The sequence below is a fragment of the Salipiger mangrovisoli genome (assembly GCF_015223355.1).
GTDB lineage: Bacteria > Pseudomonadota > Alphaproteobacteria > Rhodobacterales > Rhodobacteraceae > Salipiger > Salipiger mangrovisoli.
Genome location: NZ_JADFFK010000018.1, coordinates 76,652 through 95,737, shown reverse-complemented (window position 1 = coordinate 95,737; position 19,086 = coordinate 76,652). Strand labels below are relative to the sequence as shown.

Here is a 19,086-nt window from a genome sequence, read left to right as displayed (position 1 = left end):
GAAAAGTCGTTCATCCTGGTCCCATGCGTTTCATATTTTGCTTTTTCCTGGTGGTCAGCCTCGCCGCCTGCGGCCGCCCGCTCACTCCCAACGAAACCGCCTTCCTCGACGCCATGCAGGGCCAGCAGCTCGATCAGCGCCGGGTGCGCTTCCATGACGGCCTTGCCTCGCGCGCGGTGACCTTCGAACGGCCGATCCGGCCGCGCCTCGCCTGTACCGAGCGCATCTGGCCGCCCTCGAAGGGCGAGACCGTAACGGTTTCGCCGGCAGCGCTGACCCTGTTCAACAACATCTTCTACCGCGAGGATGTCTACCTCGACGACTACCTGCCACGCTATCCCGAGCGGGTGAACCTCTATGCCGCGATGCTCTTTGCCCATGAGATGACCCACGTCTGGCAATGGCAGAACCGCAAGCTCACCGGCTACACGCCGTTGAAGGCCGCCACCGAGCATCAGACCCATGCCGATCCTTACCTGATCGATCCCGACACCACCGCGCGTTTTCTCGATCACGGCTACGAACAGCAGGGGGCCATCGTCGAGGAGTACGTCTGCTGCCAGCTGCTCGACCCCGAGGCCCCGCGCACCTCGCGGCTGCGGGCGATGATATCCGAGGCAATGCCGATCGGCGGGCTGGATGCGGCGCTCGAAGGCACAGAGGTGGTGATCCCGTGGAAGGATGCCGAGGTCGAGAACATCTGCCACTGACCGCGGGCCGTGGCCCGCGGGACCTGCGCGCAACGAAAAAAGCGGGACCCTCCGGCCCCGCTCGCGTCACGATTTTCGGCATGTGCGCCGTGATCAGAGGCCGCGCTGCCAGCTGTCGACCTGCTTTTCGGCCTCTTCCTTGGCCACGCCGTATTTCTTCTGGATCAGGCCGGCAAGCTGCTCGCGATCGCCCTTGGCTTGCTGCACCTCATCATCGGTCAGCTCGCCCCATTGCTCGCGCACCTTGCCCTTGAATTCCTTCCAGTTGCCTTCGATCTGATCCCAGTTCATGATCGGTCCTCCTTGGGTTTCAACTGGGAATAAAACCCGTGGAGCGGCGCTGCGGTTCCTTCTCGAAACCGCGACATTTTCGAGACGGAGCGCCTTTCTGCGCATCACTCGGCGCGTTGCAGCGTTTGCAGATAGGTCACAAGATCGGCAACCGGCTGCACCGTGGGAACCTCTCCGGCAAGCGCCGCGTTCGCGTCGAATCCGAAGAACTGGCCGTAGACCGGCATCGGAGATCCGTGGCTCACCAGCGGGTCGCGCCCGTCGATGCGTTTGACAACCCGCTCCAGCGGAAACGCCCCGCCATTGGCAGCAGCCAACTCGGTAAGATTTGCCGGCTTGATCATCAGCACGCCCGCCATCGGGCCTTCGCCGCGACCGTCCAATCCGTGGCAGGTGGCGCAATGGACGGCGTAGAGCGCCTGCCCGCGATCCGCGTCTTGTGCCAGTGCGCCACCAAGCGGCAGGGCAAGCGTCAGAAGGGCGGCAAGGAAAAGCAGTGTCTGCATGGTCGGGGCTCCTGTTCTGCCCCAAGGTTGCCGCCCCACCGTCTCGCGCACCTTGATCGGCATCAAGCGGCGGTCAGATCACCGCGAGATGCGCACTGGCCCGTTCCGCCACCATCGGAAAGCGCACCGGCCGCCCGTCGCGGCGCAATGCGACGGCGATCTCGCCCGACGAGCGCAGGTAGCTCTCGATGCGCAGCGCGCAGCCGTCGAAATCGGTCATTTCCATCGACACGCCCTGCGCCAGCTTCAGCATCCAGCCCTGAAGCACCTGCAAGGCCAGCGCCTCGCCGATGCGGAGGTTCTGATGGGTCTCGGCCGGCATCTGCGCGCCACAGACCGTGCGCGACAGGGCGATGTCCACCGCCAGCCGGTCCGCTTCGCCCCCGATGTCGATGCCGGGTTCCGGGTCGGTCGCCATGCGAAGCCGCGGCGCCGGGCGGGTATCGAACAGCGCCTTGAAAAGGGTCGAAAGCGCCCCGGCCACCACCACCTGCAAGGCGCTGTCAGAGGGTTGCGGCGGCACCTCCTCGGGAGTCAGTTCGGGCAGCAGGTAGGTCATCGCGCCGCGCAAGCCCTTCTGGGCCTGCTGGTTCATCCGGGTGATCCAATGCAGCAGGTTCGGTGCATAGGTCTGCAACTCGTCGGCCACCTCATGCAGCGAATCGCTCTTGTCCAGCGGCGCGTCGCCGCGCGCCAGCAGGATGCCCAGCCGTGCCGCGGTCACCATCGGCGGGCTCAAGCGGTCCGCCCGCGCCTGCCGGCGCATCACCGTCTCGAACGCCCGCTCGGCGGCCTCGGCCATCAGCGCCAGCACCCGCTGCGCGCTCACTGGATCATCCGTGCCAGTTGGGCTGAGTCCGGGATCGAAGGCGGTGCCGCGCGCCAGCAGCATCAGGGCAGCGTTGTAATAGACACGGCAGGGATGGCTGGCCTGAAGCCGCGCGACCAGCTCGCGCGGCGTGCCCAGCGGCGAAAGCGCGTCTGCCTCCGCGGTCGGCACGGCAAGCGCCGCGCCCGACTGGCGCGCCACCCAGTCCACCCAGGCAGACATCGGGGCCTCGGCGTCCGGTGCCGCCCCGACGATGTCCTGAAGCTCGGGGGCGCTGCGATCGACCCAGTGGAACAACGAGATCGGACCCTGCACCGACTGCCCCGCAACGGCCCAGCTGTAGAGCCCGCCAAGCGTCAGCTGGCCTTCCCGGTTGAGGCGCTGTGCGCGACGTTGCCGCGATCCCTCGCTCTCGCGCGCCAGCGCTGCGCCCCGGCGTTCGAACCAGCCGAGGCTGCGCATCTCGCAGAGCAGCTCGTGAAGCGTGAAGCGGGTGCTGCCATCGATCCAGACCGCGTGATGCGGATCCTGCAACGCCGCGAAGGGCACGTCGCGGATCAGCGCGAGCGCGTAGAGTTCGGCAATCTCGGCGGCCAGCTCAGAGGGTGGCATCACCGGCGGCGGCGGCAGTTGGAGGCAGGGTCGCACCGCGCCGCCTTGACGACGACCGCCGGCGATGACACGGAATCTCGCTTTGTCCATTTCAACGCACCCAGACATGCCGTTCCCCCCTCTGCAGCGCATGACCGCCTTACGGTCAGCGATTTACGTTACGTTAAGTGAACTTGCAGAGCCAGCGTGAACCAAGCGTGAAAACCGGACGGAGATGCAGTCAAGCCGCCGTGAAACTCCGGCCGGTGCGATTAAATCCTAGGCAAATGCAGTCCCCGCGAGCCATTCACGGCGCGCCGCGCTCTTCGTCGATCGCGCGCAGCAGCGCCGCCACGGCGGCCTCGAGCTGCGGATCGCGCCCGGCCTCGATGTCATCCGGGGTGACCCTGACAATCTCGTCCGGCACGATCTCGCGGTTCTCGAAGAACTGCCCCTCGACCGTGCGAAAGCCGAGTTGCGGCACGCCGAGCACGAGTCGCGGCTCCAGCAGCGGCGGGCGAAGCACCGCGGTCCCGGTACCGGGCACCCGGTCGCCGACCGACGGGCCGAGGCCTTCGTGGATGTAGTAATAGGGAAAGACCGAGGCATCCGAGTAGTCCCAGCTGTTGACCACCAGCGCCGTCGGCTTGGCCCAGCGGGTATAGGGCGTTGTGCCAAGATCGACGCCGCTGCGGGTCACCAGCCCCGAATGGCGGCTGCCGGTGAGAAAGGCGGTGAGCTGATCATGCTGGAAGCCGCCGAAGTTGAAGCGCTCGTCGACGATGGCCCCCTCCTTGTCCCGCGCCTTGCCCATGAGGTCGGAATAGACCTGCCGGAAGGCCGAGTCATCCATCCGCGGCACATGGGTGTAGCCAAGACGGCCGCCCGAAAGCGCGTCCACCAGCGCGCGGCGGCGGCTGACCCAACGCTCGTAGGCGAGGCCCGCCTCGGTGCCCGGAGCGGCGGCGCGCAGCGTCACGTCCTGCGCCGCGCCGCCCCCCGCCGGCTGGACGGTGAGGCGCAGCAGGTCCCCGGCCCGGCGATTGAGCAGCGGGGCGATGTCCTCGTCGGCCGCGATAGGCGTGCCGTCCACCGCCCGGATCACCGCGCCTGCGCCCAGCGGCGGTCCGACCAGCGCCGCCGGTCCGCCCGGCAAGGCAGCGGCGATGCGCACGCCGGGGCCATCGTGCGAGGTGTCGTAATAGAGCCCCAGTTCGGCCGTGCTGTCCCAGGCCGGGCTGTCCGCCTTGAAGCTGGAATTGAGATGCGAGGCGTTCAGCTCGCCCAGAAGCTCGTTCATCAGCTCGGCGAAGTCTTCCCAATGGCTGATGTGCGGCAGGTACCGGGCATAGACGTCGCGCATCGCCGGCCAGTCCACGCCATGCATCCCGGCGTCGTAGAACTTTGATTGCACGAAGCGCCAGTGGTGCTCGAACAGATACTCCATCTCGGCAACCGGGTTGAAGCTGGCCTGTAACCGGAAGGGCACCGGGACGCTGAGACCCGAGGCGACGTCCACGCGCTCGAGCCCGTCGGCATGGACAAGGTAGATCGTCGCCCGGTCCGGGCTGACCGCCACGTCGACGATGCCCGCCGGTGACGTCGCGAAGATCTGCCTTGGACGGCCAGAGGCCATGTCGATCGCCGAGCCGGCCAGCACCCCGCTGGCGGGCTGGAAGGTGATCAGCAGCATGGCGCTGTTGTCCGGCGTCATCTCGGCGAGGAGCGGCAGGACCGGCGCACCGGTGACACGGACCTTGCGATAGGGCAGCCCGTCGAAATCCGGCTGCACGACGGGCGCGTGCTGCGCATCGGCAGTCCCGGCTGGCTCGGGGCTTGCCCGGCCAGAGGCAGCCTCGTCGCCCAACTCGCGCCGCAGGTAGCTCTCGGAGGTGAGGTAGGCGGCCACCATATCCTCCAGTCCGCCCTGTTCATCGAGGTTGCGCTGCGAGAACCGGTCGGTGGCCCAGAAGACCACCGTGCCGTCGGGGCTGAAACCCGCCCCGTGGTCACCGAAGCCGGAGTCCGAGATGGCGTGGCGCGCGTGCGCGCCGGTGGTTTCGATCAACTCGACCTCGGTATTGGCCGAGGCGAAGCCGGTGGTGGTCAGGATGTAGCGCCCGTCGGGCGACCATTGGAAATCGAACTCGGCCTCGCCGTAGAAATATGTCGCGCCGTCGGGCAGCATCTCGGTGCTCGTGCCGCGCGCCGCGTCCCAGATGCGGATCGCATTGCGATCATCCCGATAGGCGACGCGCGCGCCATCGGGTGCATAGGCCGGTTGCAGCGCGTCCGTCTCGGTGTCGATCAGAAGCGTTTCCTCAAGCTCCACCGCGGTCAGGATATTCGCGTCATCGGCGCGCGGCAGGGCGGTCTGGTAGATATCCCAGTCGCCGCTGCGCTCGGCGGCATAGAGCAGCCGCCGGCCATCCGGCGCGTAGCTGACCGATTGCTCGGCCTGCGGGGTGTCGGTGATCCGGCGGAAATCCCCGGTGACCGGCGACAGCACGAAGATATCGCCGCGCGCCACCACCGCCAGCTCCCCGCCATCCGGGGACACTGCCGTCTCGGTGATCTGCTCCCCGAGATCGCCGAAGACCTCGCCGGTGAGCAGCGTGCCCTGCCGGATGTGCACCGGCACTTGCACAGGCCGCTCGGCGCCCGGATCGAGCCGCCAGATCTGCGTGTCATAGGTATAGACCAGCGTGCCGTCATCGGCGGCCGACACGAAGCGCACCGGCAGGCTCCGGTGCGAGGTCACGCGGGTCGGCGCCGCCTTTCCATCCAGCGCCATGCGCCAGATGTTGAAAGTTTCGGGCGCGGCGTCGGGGTCTTCGATCCCCGCCTCCGGCATCTCGGTCGCCCAGTAGAGGCCGGACCCATCCGCCGCAAAGGCCGGGCTGCGGTCGCTGCCACGGTAGCCGGTCAACCTGCGATGGGTGCCTTCCTGCATGTCATAGAGCCAGATGTCGGTGGTGCCATCCGAGATCTCGCGCTTGCGCCACGGCACCTCGGGCGAGGTGCGATCGACATAGGCCAGCATCCGGCCATCAGGGCTCACGTCGGCCTGCCCCGCGGGCAACGGCATCACCAGCCGCGCCCGCCCGCCCGCCACCGGCACGCGCATCACCACACCGGAGCTCAGGCCGAGCCCTGCCAGGTGATCGGCGGTCGGGTCGCCCAGTTGCTCAGAGGCGAACAGAACCTCGGTGCCATCGGCGGTGAAAGCCAGCGGTCGCTCTGCCCCGGAATGTTGCGTCAGCCGCGTGATCTCGCCACCGTCCACCGACATCACGAAGACATCCGAGACGTTGAACCTATCGGAGCCGAAGGCGATGCGGCGGCTGTCCGGTGACCAGACCGGCGCGCTGCTGCGGAACTGCCGTTCGGTGAGCGGCACCGCCTCGCCGCCGGCACGCGGCACCAGCCAGATCTGGCCGCGGTAGGTGAAGGCAATGCTGCGTCCATCCGGCGCAACCTGCGCGCCCCTGATCCAATAGGGCCCGACGTCCGCGGACGCGGCGGGCGCAGCAGGCAGCAGCAGGGTAAGCAAGCCCGCGACGAGATATGCAAATGCCTTCATGAAAACAACTCCGCAGCCGGTGCCGTGCCAACCACGCTACGCGTTCAGGAAGACCCTGTCATGCCAAAGAACCGCGCCGCCGCGCCCGCTTCGGCCACCCGTGTCGGGCAGATGAGTGGCAGATCAGAGCGTGTCCTTCACCCGGTCCCAGGTGTTGGTCAGGTGCCGCGACATGACCTCGCCGAGCCGGTCGCCGTCGCGCGCTTCGAGCGCGGCGATCATCTCCTCGTGCTCGGCCACCGCCTCGGCCCAATACCGCTCGGTGCCGTTGCCGACAAATCGGATGCGCTTCAGCCGTCCCTGGATGTTCTGCTGGATCTCCTGCAATGTCTCGTTGCCCGAGAGCGCCGCCAGACGCGCGTGGAATTCCTGGTTCAGCTTGTAATAGGGCAGCCGGTCGCGCTTGCGGTAATGCGCCAGCATCTCCTCGTGCAGTCCTCGCATCCCGGCGATGTCCGCATCGCTCGCCCGTTGGCAGGCGGTCTGCCCGGCAAGCTTCTCAAGATGCCCCAGCACCTCGAGCATCGAGAAGACATCCTGCGGCGAGAGCTTGCGCACGGTTGCCCCGCGCGAGGGCTGGATGACGATCAGCCCCTCGGCCGCCAGCGTGCGCAGCGCTTCGCGGAACGGGGTGCGCGACACGCCCAACTGCTCGAGCAGCTGCACCTCATCGATGCGGCTGCCAGGTTCGAGGTAGCCCTCGATGATGAGATCCCTGATCCGGTTCGCGACCTGATCGTGCAGGGATTCCTTCTTGATTTGCAATGGCATGGCGGAAGCTGAAGACAGGTCCATGACACCTCCGGTTCTGGTCTTTTTCCTAGGTTAGCAAGTTTTTCCTTGCCATGCGATACCGTATCGGAAAACAAAATATACAAAATACATGCGGAGGAGAATCGAATATGCGAGTCGCATTGGCGATCGGCGATGCCGCCGGGATCGGGCCTGAACTGGCCGCGAAGATCGTGGCGGATGCGCAGGCGAACCTTGGCGATCTGATCGTCATCGGGGATGCACGGCTGCTGGCGAAGGGGGCGCAGATCGCGGGGGTGAAGGCCGAGCTGCCGGTGATCTCCACCGCCGAACTGGCCGGCCCCCTGCCCGCAGGATCAGTGCTGCTCGACCTCGGCAACTGCGATCCGGCCTCGGTGCCGGCGGGCAAATCCTCGGTCGCCGGGGGCCGCGCCTCGCTGCAGAACTTCGCCACCGCGCTGCTTCTTGCCAAGGCCGGGATCGCGGGCGTCGTCGCCTTCACCCCGTTCAACAAGCACTCCATGCGGCTCGCCCGCCCCTCCTACGTGGACGAGATCGGCTTCGTCGACGCGGTGACCGGCGCCGAGCAGTCGGGCCGTGAATTCAACGTGCTCGACGAAGTGTGGAACGCCCGCGTGACCTCGCACATCCCGCTGAGCAAGGTCGCCGCCACGATCACCACAGAGCGGGTGGCGAACAGCCTGAAGCTCACCTCGGACGTGATGACCGCCGCGGGCATCCCCAATCCGCGCATCGGCGTCGCCGCGCTGAACCCGCATGCCGGGGATGGCGGCAATTTCGGCCACGAGGACGACGAGGTGATCGCCCCCGCCATCGAAATCGCGAAATCCCAAGGGATTAACGTGACCGGCCCCGTGCCCTCGGATACCGTCTTCGTGCGGGCCATCAAGGGGGGAGAGTTCGACGCGGTGATGACCATGTACCACGATCAGGGCCAGATCGCGATGAAGCTGATCGGCTTCGACCGGGGGGTGACGCTGGTTGCCGGCTACCCCTTCCCGATCGTGACCCCGGCGCATGGCACCGCCTTCGACATCGCGGGTCAGGGCCGCGCCGACACCGGCGCCACCTTCAATGCCATCGCTCTCGGCCGCAAGCTGGCCGGGCTGCAGCCCCGTCCGCCCGCCACGGAGGAGGACCGCCAGCACGCGGCCGGGGCCATCGCGGCGCTCACCGAACCGGAAGTCCTGGCCGGCTGAGCCCACCCCACCAACAGGACCAAGCACTCAGGGAGGAGAACAACTTGGAACTCAAGCATATCGCACTGATCGGCGCCGTCGCCGTCACGCTGCAGGCCGCGCCTGCGCTGGCGCAAACCGAGATCATCTTCGGCCTCAGCGCCGCCGACGGCTCGCTGCAGGACCAGACCGCCGAGGAATTTGCCCGCCGCGCCAATGAGAAACTCGGCGACAAGGCGGTGGTGAAGGTCTTTGACAGCTCGCAGCTGGGCAAGGACAAGGACATGCTGCAAAAGATCAAGCTGGGCACGATGCACATCACCCTGCCCAGCTCGACCATGCCCGAGATCGCGCCGGAATACGCGCTCTTCGACCTGCCCTTCCTCGTCGCCGACCGCGCGCATCTCGCCAAGATCGACGAGGCGCTGTTCGACAGCGTGCTGAAGCCCGCCGCCGAGGCCAAGGGCTACAAGCCGCTGGCAATCTGGGAGAACGGCTTCCGCCAGATCACCAACTCCAAGCACGCGGTGACCACGCCCGCCGACCTCAAGGGCCTGAAGATCCGCACGCCGAATTCCAGCTGGCGCGTGGCGATGTTCCAGGAGTACGGCGCCAACCCGACGCCGATGCCCTTCTCCGAGCTGTTCGTCGCGTTGCAGACCGGCGTGGTCGACGGGCAGGAAAACCCGATGACCAACATCGACGGCGGCAAGCTCAACGAGGTGCAGAAGTATCTGTCGCTATCGAACCACGTCTATTCGCCCGCCTACCCGACCGTGGGCGTGAAGGCCTTCGAAAAGCTCGACCCCGAGGTGCAGAAGATCATCGAGGAAACCGCGCAGGAAGTCGCGCTCTGGGCCCGTGAACAGGGCGAGGCGCAGGACGCCGAGCTGGTGGGCAAGCTCGAAGCGGGCGGGCTCGAGGTCAACAAGACCGACCGCGATGCCTTCGTCGAAGCCTCGAAGCCGATCTACGAGAAGTTCGCGGCAGAGGTGACGGGCGGTCAGGAGATGATCGACCAGGCTCTCTCGCTGGCCAATGGCTCGGGTTCCTGAGCCCGTCAGGTGAACCGGCGGCGCGGGAGCCCCGCGCCGCCTCTCCCCTCGCAGAATTCCCGGAGGCAACCTTGCTGTCCCGTCCCACCCGCTGGCTCGACCTGTTCCTGCAGATCGCCACCATCGCGATGATCGTCGCGCTGGCCTGCGTCGTCCTCCTGGGCGTCGCCTACCGCTACAGCGGCCAGTCGCTGATCTGGTACGACGAGGTCGCCGCGGCGCTCCTCGCCTGGATCACCTTCACCGGGGCCGCGCTGGCCGTGGTGCGCAATTCCCACATGGGGTTCAACGGGCTGATGTTCGGCCTGCCGGGGGCCGGGCGCTTCGCGCTCTTCGGCCTCGTCGAGCTGCTGTTCCTGACCATCTGCCTGATCATCGCCTGGGCCGGCTGGGCGATCCTCGAGATCTTCGGCGACGAGGTGATGACCACCGTCCGCTTCGTGCCGCGCGCCGTGCTGCAGGGCATCCTGCCGGTCAGCTTCGGCCTGATGATCCTCGGACGGCTGCTGACCCTGCCCGAGCGCCTGCAGGCCGTGCGCGACGGGGTCGATCCCGACACCGCCGAGATCGAGCACGAGATCGCCCGCGCCGAGGCCGAGCTGGCCGAGGCCCGCGGCAAGAGCCAGCGCAGCCACCCCTCAGCCCGTGAGGCCACCCAATGATCGAAGCCGGTATCCTGCTCTTCATGTTCGTGCTGATCGCGGTCGGCATGCCCATCGCCTTCTCGATCCTCGGCTCGGCTCTCCTGGGGGTCTTCCTGCTCAACGGCGAGCTCGGCTTCCTCAACGCCGCGCTGTCGCTCTACGACGGTGCCACCAGCTTCCCGCTGATCGCCATCCCGCTCTTCATCCTTGCCGGCGCGCTGATGAACACCGGCGGCATCTCGACCCGGCTCATCGCCTTCGTCTCGGCGCTGATCGGCTTCGTGCGTGGCGGCCTGGCGATGGTCAACGTCGGCGTGTCGATGTTCTTCGCCGAGATCTCGGGCTCCGCCGTGGCCGACGTTGCCGCCACCGGCTCGGTGCTGATCCCGGCGATGAAGAACAAGGGCTACACGCCGCGCATGGCGGCGGCGATCACCTCGTCGTCGGCCTCGCTGGCGATCATCATCCCGCCGTCGATCCCGATGATCCTCTACGGCGCCATGTCCGACACCTCGGTGGTCAAGCTCTTCGTCGCGGGCATCGTGCCCGGCGTTCTGGGTGGCGGGCTTTTGATGGCGCTGTGCTACTACATGGCGCGCCGCTACGACCTGCCGCGCGACGAGGCCTTCTCGCTGCGCCGCCTCGGCGAGACCGCCAAGGAGGCGTCCTGGGCACTGATCCTGCCGGTGGTGATCCTCGGCGGCATCTTCGGCGGCGTGGTCACGGCGACCGAGGGCGCGGCACTGGCGGTGGTGGCAGCGCTTTTCATCGGCGTCTTCATCTACCGCGAGATCGACCTGCGCCATCTCTACCGCGCGCTGGTGGACGGGGTGCTGCAGACCTCGGTGGTGATGCTGATGGTGGCCGCCTCGGCGGTGCTGGGCCTCTACCTCACCGAGACCGAGATGCCGCAGCGGCTGGCCGCGGGGATCACCCAGATCACCACCAACCCGCTTGCCGTGCTGATGATCATCAACCTCTTCCTGCTCTTCGTGGGCATGGTGCTGCACGGAGCGGCGGCGATCATCCTGACGGTGCCGATCTTCATGCCGCTGGTGCATGAGCTTGGCATCGACCCCATCCAATTCGGTATTCTGCTGACGCTGAATATCGCGCTTGGCCAGCAGACCCCGCCGGTCGCGAGCGTCTTGATCACCTCCTGTTCGATCGCCCGCACCGACGTGTGGCGGACCTCTGTCACCAACCTGCCCTTCGTGGGCGTGCTGGTGCTGGTGCTGCTGCTCGTCACCTACGTTCCGGCGGTCTCTCTCTCGCTGGTGGACCTCGTCTACGGCATGTAGCGGATCCGTCGCGGGTCGGCTCTCCCCGGGGCCGGCCCGCGATCAGGATCGGCCCGCCGAGACCTCGGCCGCCAGCCGGTCCACGAAGGCATCGATCCGCGCCGCCCGCACCGCGCGCGGGTTGAGCAGCGCCACGATATCGGCATCGGGCAGCACCCAGCCGGGCAGCACCCGGATCAACCGTCCCGCCCGCAGGTCTTCGGCTACGCTCCACTCCGAACGCTCGACGATGCCATGTCCCGCGAGCGCCCAGCCCCGCAGCACCTCGCCGTCGTTGCAGCTGAAGACCGGCGCGACGCGCAGACTGAGCTCCTCGTCCTGACGTGTGAGCGGCCAGAGCGTCGTGTCGGCCCGATCCTCGCGCACCACGCCCACCCGATGCTTGGCCACCTCCGCCGGGCTGATCGGCAAGCCCTGCCGCGCGGTATATTCGGGCGCGGCGACAAGGAACCGCCGGTTTGAGGCCAGCTTGCGCTGGGTGATCCGCAGGTCAGGAAGGCGCCCGACGTGGATCAGCACGTCCCACGGCCCCCCGTGCATCACGCCGAGCGGGTCCTCGCTGAGCATCAGCCGAGGCCGCAGGTCCGGGTTCTCGGCACCGAAGCGCGCCAGCACCGGCGCCACCCGCAGCCGCCCGAAGCCAAAGGGCGCGATGATCTGCAGCGGTCCCTCGATCCGCCCCGCCCGCGCCGCCATCTCGTCGGTCAGCTCTGCCAGCGCGCCGAGGATCGCCCCCGCCCGCTCAACCAGATAGGCCCCCTCTGCGGTCAGCCCCAGCGACCCGCGGCCCCGGTCCACCAGCCGCAAGTGCAGGCGTTCCTCCAGCAGCGCGAGCCGCTGCGAGACGGCAGGCGGGGTCACGTTCAGCTCGCGCGCCGCGGCGGCGAGACTGGGCGCAGAGGCAAGCGCGGTGAGGAAACGGAGGTCGGCGGGATCAATCATTAAGTCTGAACTTAATATAGCCTTGCCCGTACGTGAATATCTCCTGAATGCAGCCGATGCTATGACAGGGCGACCAACACACGAGGCCCCATGACCACCGCTCATCCTGCCCTTGACGGGCTGACCACCCCGGCGCTGCTGCTCGACGAGGCCCGGATGATCCGCAACATCGACCGGCTGGCCGCACAGGCGCAGACCCTTGGCGTCACCCTGCGCCCGCACCTGAAGACCGCGAAATCCACCGAGATCGCACGCCGGCTCGGCGGGCCGATCACCGTCTCGACGCTGGCCGAGGCCGAGGTCTTCCACGCCGCCGGCCATACCGACATTCTCTACGCCGTGGGCATCGCCCCGCGGAAACTGCCACGGGTGCAGGCGCTGCGGGCCGCGGGCTGCGACCTGACGGTGATCCTCGACAGCCTGGCACAGGCGCGGGCCGTGGCCGAGGCGGGCGTGCCGGCGCTGATCGAGATCGACAGCGACGGGCACCGCGGCGGTCTCGTACCCGATGACCCGCTGCTGATCCGGATCGGCAAGCTCCTGCAGGACGCGGGGCTGCTGCGCGGCGTGCTCACCCATGCCGGTGAAAGCTACGGAGTGAGCGGCCGCGAAGCCCATGCCGGCTTCGCCGAGATGGAGCGCCGTGCCACGGTGCGGGCGGCCGAGGCGCTGCGCGGCGCGGGGCTGACCTGCGCCGTGGTCAGCACCGGCTCGACGCCCACCGCCCATGCCGCCCGCGACCTGTCCGGCGTCACCGAGCTGCGCGCCGGGGTCTACATGTTCTTCGACCTGGTGATGGCGGGGATCGGGGTCTGCGCGCGCGACGACATCGCGCTCAGCGTGCTGACCACCGTCATCGGGCATCAGCGGTCCAAGGGCTGGCTGATGATCGACGCCGGCTGGATGGCGATGTCACGCGACCGCGGCACGGCCGCACAGGCGGTGGATCAGGGCTACGGGCTCGTCTGCGATGCCGCGGGGCGAGAGGTCCCGGACCTCATCGTCGCGGGCGCCAACCAGGAGCATGGCATCGTCTCGCTGCGCCCCGGCAGCAAGGCAGAGATGCCGGACCTGCCGGTGGGCACGCTGTTGCGGATCCTGCCCAATCACGCCTGCGCCACGGCCGCGCAGCACGCGCGCTACCATGTGATCCCTGCGGACGGCGGGCCGATGGCCACCTGGCCCCGCTTCGGCGGCTGGTAAGGACGACCGAGATGATCCTTATCAGCGAAGAGCGCTCCGCGGCGCTCGCGACGCACGCCCGCGCGTTTGCAGCCGCGCGGGACGCCTTCCTCGCCGCCGTGTCGGAGGGCGCGGCCAGCTTTCCGGTTGTGGTTGGCCACGGCAGCGACCCGCGGAACCGCTTCACCGTGAAATCCGCCGCCGCGCCCGAGCTTGCCGGGCTGAAGGTCGGTGCCTATTTCCCCAGCAATGACGCCCGCGGACTGCCGCGCCATGCCTCGACGATCCTGCTGATCGACCAGGCTTCCGGCCGGATCGGCGCGGTGATCGAGGGATCGGCGCTGAACTGCTACCGCACCGCCGCCGCGGATGCGGTGGCCACCGAAACACTCGCCCGCCCCGAGGCCAGCGTGCTCGCGCTCTTCGGCACCGGCCACCAGGCGCGCTACGAGGCCGGGGCGATCGCCCGCATCCGCCCGCTGTCCCGCATCCTTGTCGTTGGCCGCGATCGCGGTCGCACCAGCGCCTTTGCCGAGTCGCTGCGGGCCGAGGGGCTTCCCGCCGAGGCCGCCGAGCCCGAAGCGGCGGTGCGCGCCGCGGACATCGTCGTCACCGCCACCACGGCGACCGCGCCGCTCTTCGATGCGGAGTGGGTCCGTGGCGGCACACATGTCTCGTCCATGGGATCGGATTCACGCGGCAAGCAGGAGCTGCCCCCCGCGCTGTTCACCCGCGCGCGGCTCTTCTGCGATCTGCCCGAGCAGTCGGCGCGCATCGGCGAGTTCCAGCACGCCGCCGCCGGGGCAAGGCTGACCGCCCTCGGAGCGGTGCTCGCAGGCGATGCGCCGGGACGCGTGAGCGCCGAAGAGATCACCATCTTCGACAGTTCCGGGATCTCGCTTCAGGATCTCTACATGGCAAAGGCCATCCTCGCCGCGGCGGGGCTCAATCCGTGAGATAGGTGCGCAGCGCACCGACCCCGCGCAGCGCGCTGATGCGCGGCTCGAACGCGCCGCCGCCGCGCAGCAGCTGCCGGGTCACGTCCGAAAGGTGGATGCGCCCCGGCACACCCGCACCCTCGATGCGGCTGGCAAGATTCACCGTCTCTCCCCAGACGTCATAGACGAAGCGGCTGCGGCCGATCAGCCCGGCGATCACCGGCCCGCTGTGCAGCCCGACGCGCAGGGTCATCTCGCCGTCGGTCCGTGCGGCGATCTCGGGGAGGATCGCGCGGGCAAACCGCAGGGCTCGCTCGGCGTGATCCTCGGCCGGCAGCGGCACGCCGCTGGCGGCCATGTAGGCGTCGCCGATGGTCTTGATCTTCTCGACCCCGTGCTGCGCCGCCAGATCATCGAAGGCGAGGAAGATCTCGGTCAACCGGTGCAGCAGATCGCCGGGGTCGAGCCGCGCCGTCCAGGGGGTGAAGCCGACGATGTCGGCAAAGACGATCGTCGTCGCGGGCACCCGGTCGGCGATCACCGTCTCGCCCGCCCGCAGCCGGGTGATCACCGGCGCGGGCAGCATGGCGTGCAGAAGCGCGTCGGCGCGGTCGCGCTCGTATTCGATCTCGGCAAGGTAACGCAGTTCGCGCTGGTGCCAGCGGTGCTTTTCGAGACAGGAGCCGACGCGCGCGTGCAGCAGCACCGCATCGACCGGACGCTGAAGGTAATCCTCGGCCCCGGCGGCGATGCAGCGGGACACCGCGCGCAGGTCCTTCAGCCCCGAGATGACAATCACCGGGATGTGCCGCCAGTCGGGGGCCTGCTTGATCCGCGCCAGCAGCTCTATGCCGTTCATGTCGGGCATCAGCACGTCGATCAGGATCACGTCGATGTCGGCCCGCTCGAGGATCGCCAGCCCCTCGGCGGCCGAGGCCGCGGTGCTGACCTCATGCCCGTGCCGACCGAGCTGCCGGCGCAAGAGGTCGCGGTTCTCGGCGGTGTCGTCGATGACCAGAACCCGCCCGCCCTTGCCATGCGCCACGCCTCCGTCCCGCGACAGGCTGCGCTCGACCGAGGCTGCAATGCGCCCGTCGAGCGCCGAGCCCGCCAGGCCCGCGGCCCCCGCCTCCGGCCCCAGAACCCTGTCGATCTGGGCCAGCAGCAGGGCGCATTCCCCCACCACCGAGCGGATGTCCTGGCGCACCCCCTCGGGCAGGGCCTCCGAGAACTCCTCGGCCACCAGTTCGGAATAGCCGATGATCGCGGTGATCGGCGTGCGCAGATCGTGGCGCACTCTCTGCCGTTCGCTGGGGGCGACGCCGGAGTCCGCCACCACCGCGATCATCGTCAGCAGTTCCTGCGCCGCGGCAGCAACCCGCTCTGCATCCGCCTCCACCTCGGGCAGATGCAGCGCCCGTATCTCCTCGAGCACGATCGCCTGGATGCCGGCGATGGCCTCGGCCGGGCCGGCGAGGCGCTGGATCACCCGTGTCGCCAGCGCCACCTCGCGGATATCGCCCCCCGCCCGCCGCATCAGCGCGCCAGCAACGCCTCGATCTTGACCAGCAGGCCCGGCAGGTCGATCGGCTTGGTGCCGAAATCGTCGCAGCCCGCCTGCAACGCCTTCACGCGGTCCGCCTCCATCGCATAGGCGGTGAGCGCGATCACCGGGATCGCGGCAGTCGCGGCGTCCAACTTCAACGCCCGTGTCGCCGCCCAGCCGTCGAGCACCGGCAGGCTCATGTCCATGAGCACGAGGTCGGGCCGCGCAGAACGCGCCACCTCGATCCCCTGCTGCCCGTCGCGGGCGGCGAGGATCTGGTAGCCCTTGCGCTGAAGCCGTCGGCTCAGCATGTCGAGATTCATGTCGTTGTCCTCGACAATCAGGATCGTCGTCATATGCTCTTCCCCCCGGAGGTTTCCGCAATCCGGCCCGTCCCAACCTGCCGGGAGATGGCCGCCAGCAGGCCGGCGCGCCCGTCACCGCCCTTCACCACAACGTCGCGCGCGTTGGCCTGGAGCCAGTCGAACTCGCGCCGCGTCAGGTCTTTCGAGGTGACCACGATGACCGGCAGGCCCCGCCCCGCTTCGGTCTCGCGCAGCCGCCGCAGGGTCTGGAAGCCGTCGAGGTTGGGCATCATCAGGTCGAGCACCATCAGCCCCGGCATCCGCTCCGCCACCAGCGCGAGCGCGCGCGCGCCATCGGCGGCCTCGCGCACCGCCCAACCCTCGCGCGCGAGGATGCGGCGAAAAAGGCTGCGCGTCGCCGGATCGTCATCGACCAGCAACACCTCGCGCGGCTGCGCCCCGGTCAGCGCCTGCAGCGCAGCGAGGAGGCGCGCGGGATCGACCGGTTTGCTGAGCAGGTCCACCGCGCCGAAGGCGAGCCCCATCTCGCGGTCCGACAGGATCGAGACCATGATCACCGGAATCTCGCAGAGCAGCGGGTCCTCCTTCATCGTGCGCAGCACCGACCAGCCGTCGCGCTCGGGCATGATGATGTCGAGCAGCACCGTCTCGGGCCGGTGTTCGCGGGCAAGCGCCAGACCCGCCTCCGCGTCCGAGGCAGTCAACACCGCGTAGCCGGCGTCTTTCACAGCCGTGCCGAGGCTCGTCAGCGCGGCGGGGTCGTCGTCGATGATCAGCACAGTGGCGCGGGCCTTTGGGCTGGTCGCCTCGGCACCGCGTGCCGGCAGGCGCATGGTGAAGATCGAGCCCTTGCCGGGCTCGGAGACGACCGAGACGCTGCCGCCCAGCATCTCGCAGTAGCTCTTGACGATCGACAGACCCAGCCCGGTGCCACCGTATTTGCCCGCGGTCGAGCTTTCGGCCTGAACGAAGGGCCGGAAAAGCCGCCCGAGCTGTTCGGCACTCATGCCGATGCCCTCGTCGCTTACCTCGAAGCTCACCACGTCCCCGTCCCGCGCGACGCGCAAATCGACCCGCCCGGCGCTGGTGAACTTGCTGGCGTTGGAGAGCAGGTTGAACAGGTTCTGCCGCAGCTTGGTGCGGTCCGTCCTCATGCTGCCGACACCCGGAGCCACCGCTACGAAAAGGCTGTTGCTGTTGATCGCCAACAGCGGCGCCACGGTCAGCCGCACGTCCTCGACCAGCGCCGCGATGTCGACCTCCTCGAAGAAAAGCTCCATCTTCCCGGCCTCGATCTTCGACAGGTCGAGAACGTCATTGATCAGCGCCAGCAGGTGCCGGCCCGAGCTTTCGATGCGCTCGAGATCCGGCACGGTGCCCTTGTCTCCCGTCTCTTCGGCGTCCTCGATCAGCATCTCGGAATAGCCGATGATCGCGTTGAGCGGGGTACGCAGTTCGTGGCTCATCGAGGCGAGGAAGCGGCTCTTGGCCTCGTTCGCCTGTTCCGCCTCGGCACGGGCCGCTTCGAGGTCGAGCTGGCGGTCGCGCAGCTCGGAAATGTCGGAGTAGACGGCCACCGTGCCGCCGTCGGGCGTCTTGCGCTTCGAGACCAGCAGCCAGCGACCGCCATGGGCCACCTCGACGCGCGAGCCGCTCGGGTCCGAATGGCGGGCAAGGCAATCCGCCCGCCATGCCTCTCGGTCACCCTGCGCTACCTCGACCATGCCTGCGTCCAGTTCGGCATCGAGAAGTTCAGCATAGGTGGCCGTTTCGGAAAGTGCGCGGACAAAGGGGAATATTTCGAGGAACCGCCGGTTGCGCAGCACCAGCCGGTCCTGCGCGTCGAAGAGCGCGAAACCATCGGGGATGGTCTCGATCGCGGTCAGCACCGTGCGTCTCTGGCTCGCGTTGATCTGCTCGAGCTCGGCGCGGGCACGCTGCGCGTCGTGCAGCGCGCGCAGCGTGCCCGACAGGCGGCCGAATTCGTCCCCACCCTCGGGCGGCAGGTCCGCGGGGGCACGGCCTTGCTGCACGTCGATCATGGCCCGGTCTATGCGGTTGAGCGGGCGCAGGATCGAACGCAGCACGACGGCCGTCAGACCTGCCCCGGCGATCACGATCAGCGCGCAGATGACGATGGCGCGCAACCGTGCCGCCTGCGCCGCCGTGGCCGCGGTGCGGTTGGCCTGCTCGGATTGCCGCGACAGGGTGTCCACCAGATCGGCCAGCGCACCGCTGGCCGCCTCGCTCTGCATCCGCGCCTGTGACAGCAGCGTGTTGCCCACAACCCGGTTGCCCGCGGCATAGGCGTCGACGGCAGCAATCGCACTGCCCCAGATGCCCTCGAGCGCGGCCTCGATCACCGATGCTGCCTCGGGCGCGAAGCTTCGCAGCTCGCCCATGCGCTCGGTGAGCCGGTCGCGGGCCGCCCCGGCGTTGCGCTCGGAGAGGGTCAGCTGGCTGACCGCCAGATCGGCCAGCCAGTAACGCAGCGCGCCGAAGTCGCGCTGCGCCCCGGCGGCGAGCTGCAAACGCCGGAAACGTTCGGTCGCTTCGGCGATGCGCGTCTGGTTGGCCGAGAATTCCACCGCCATGACGAGGGTCGAGAGCACCAGAACTCCGAGCAGCGCGGCCGACAGCCCGCCGATGCGAAAGCCGATCCGGCTCACGCGCGGGCCGGAACCTGCCGC

At 68.4% G+C, this 19,086-nt stretch carries 16 protein-coding genes; 7 read left to right on the top strand and 9 right to left on the bottom strand.

The window, feature by feature from the left end:
* The first annotated feature begins 23 nt into the window (after window positions 1-23).
* A complete protein-coding gene (locus tag IQ782_RS21095) occupies window positions 24-710 on the top strand; it encodes a hypothetical protein (RefSeq protein ID WP_194136649.1) in 687 nt (228 codons plus the stop codon).
* Between the two features lie 93 nt (window positions 711-803).
* Here IQ782_RS21095 and IQ782_RS21090 read toward each other — a convergent pair whose 3' ends face one another.
* From IQ782_RS21090 to IQ782_RS21070, 5 genes are all read right to left on the bottom strand, one after another.
* Complete coding sequence (locus tag IQ782_RS21090; RefSeq protein ID WP_194136648.1) at window positions 804-1,001, bottom strand: CsbD family protein; 198 nt, start codon at window positions 999-1,001, stop codon at window positions 804-806.
* A 104-nt stretch (window positions 1,002-1,105) separates the two neighbouring features.
* The gene (locus tag IQ782_RS21085; protein ID WP_194136647.1) at window positions 1,106-1,507 is read right to left on the bottom strand and encodes a c-type cytochrome; all 402 of its coding nucleotides are present in this window, start codon (window positions 1,505-1,507) and stop codon (window positions 1,106-1,108) included.
* Window positions 1,508-1,580: 73 nt separating this feature from the next.
* Complete coding sequence (locus IQ782_RS21080; RefSeq protein WP_194136646.1) at window positions 1,581-3,038, bottom strand: bromoperoxidase; 1,458 nt, start codon at window positions 3,036-3,038, stop codon at window positions 1,581-1,583.
* A 196-nt stretch (window positions 3,039-3,234) separates the two neighbouring features.
* Entirely contained in the window at window positions 3,235-6,510 is a 3,276-nt protein-coding gene (locus tag IQ782_RS21075) for a S41 family peptidase (RefSeq protein ID WP_194136645.1), read from the bottom strand.
* A 123-nt stretch (window positions 6,511-6,633) separates the two neighbouring features.
* Entirely contained in the window at window positions 6,634-7,305 is a 672-nt protein-coding gene (locus IQ782_RS21070) for a GntR family transcriptional regulator (RefSeq protein ID WP_194136644.1), read from the bottom strand.
* 107 nt (window positions 7,306-7,412) lie between these two features.
* Between IQ782_RS21070 and IQ782_RS21065 the strand changes: the two genes are divergently transcribed.
* The 4 genes from IQ782_RS21065 to IQ782_RS21050 all read left to right on the top strand — a co-directional run bounded on the left by IQ782_RS21065 (window position 7,413) and on the right by IQ782_RS21050 (window position 11,462).
* Window positions 7,413-8,483 carry a 4-hydroxythreonine-4-phosphate dehydrogenase PdxA gene (locus IQ782_RS21065; protein WP_194136643.1) on the top strand — a complete coding sequence of 357 codons (1,071 nt, stop codon included), beginning with the start codon at window positions 7,413-7,415 and terminating at the stop codon, window positions 8,481-8,483.
* Between the two features lie 44 nt (window positions 8,484-8,527).
* On the top strand, window positions 8,528-9,517 hold the full coding sequence (locus tag IQ782_RS21060; protein WP_194136642.1) for a TRAP transporter substrate-binding protein: 990 nt from the start codon (window positions 8,528-8,530) through the stop codon (window positions 9,515-9,517).
* A gap of 71 nt (window positions 9,518-9,588) precedes the next feature.
* Window positions 9,589-10,179 (top strand): TRAP transporter small permease, encoded by a 591-nt coding sequence (locus IQ782_RS21055; protein ID WP_240989453.1) that lies wholly within the window; start codon window positions 9,589-9,591, stop codon window positions 10,177-10,179.
* On the top strand, window positions 10,176-11,462 hold the full coding sequence (locus IQ782_RS21050; protein ID WP_194136641.1) for a TRAP transporter large permease: 1,287 nt from the start codon (window positions 10,176-10,178) through the stop codon (window positions 11,460-11,462). Before IQ782_RS21055 ends, IQ782_RS21050 begins: the two co-directional genes overlap by 4 nt.
* Before the next feature lie 42 nt (window positions 11,463-11,504).
* Here the strand turns inward: IQ782_RS21050 and IQ782_RS21045 are convergent, their stop codons facing one another.
* Window positions 11,505-12,404, bottom strand: coding sequence for a LysR substrate-binding domain-containing protein (locus IQ782_RS21045; protein ID WP_194136640.1), 900 nt, complete (start codon window positions 12,402-12,404; stop codon window positions 11,505-11,507).
* Between the two features lie 90 nt (window positions 12,405-12,494).
* Here IQ782_RS21045 and IQ782_RS21040 point away from each other — a divergent pair, with 90 nt between their 5' ends.
* Together IQ782_RS21040 and IQ782_RS21035 are read left to right on the top strand one after the other, a co-directional pair.
* On the top strand, window positions 12,495-13,607 hold the full coding sequence (locus IQ782_RS21040; protein ID WP_194136639.1) for an alanine racemase: 1,113 nt from the start codon (window positions 12,495-12,497) through the stop codon (window positions 13,605-13,607).
* Window positions 13,608-13,618: 11 nt separating this feature from the next.
* On the top strand, window positions 13,619-14,542 hold the full coding sequence (locus tag IQ782_RS21035; RefSeq protein WP_194136638.1) for an ornithine cyclodeaminase family protein: 924 nt from the start codon (window positions 13,619-13,621) through the stop codon (window positions 14,540-14,542).
* Here the strand turns inward: IQ782_RS21035 and IQ782_RS21030 are convergent.
* From IQ782_RS21030 to IQ782_RS21020, 3 genes are read right to left on the bottom strand one after another with little or no spacing between them, the layout of a single operon-like run.
* Entirely contained in the window at window positions 14,532-16,061 is a 1,530-nt protein-coding gene (locus IQ782_RS21030; RefSeq protein WP_194136637.1) for an adenylate/guanylate cyclase domain-containing protein, read from the bottom strand. The two genes, IQ782_RS21035 and IQ782_RS21030, sit on opposite strands and share 11 nt — an antisense overlap.
* A complete protein-coding gene (locus tag IQ782_RS21025; RefSeq protein ID WP_194136636.1) occupies window positions 16,061-16,426 on the bottom strand; it encodes a response regulator in 366 nt (121 codons plus the stop codon). The genes IQ782_RS21030 and IQ782_RS21025 overlap by 1 nt, the downstream gene beginning before the upstream one ends.
* A complete protein-coding gene (locus IQ782_RS21020) occupies window positions 16,423-19,065 on the bottom strand; it encodes a response regulator (RefSeq protein ID WP_194136635.1) in 2,643 nt (880 codons plus the stop codon). The genes IQ782_RS21025 and IQ782_RS21020 overlap by 4 nt, the downstream gene beginning before the upstream one ends.
* Window positions 19,066-19,086: the final 21 nt, after the last annotated feature.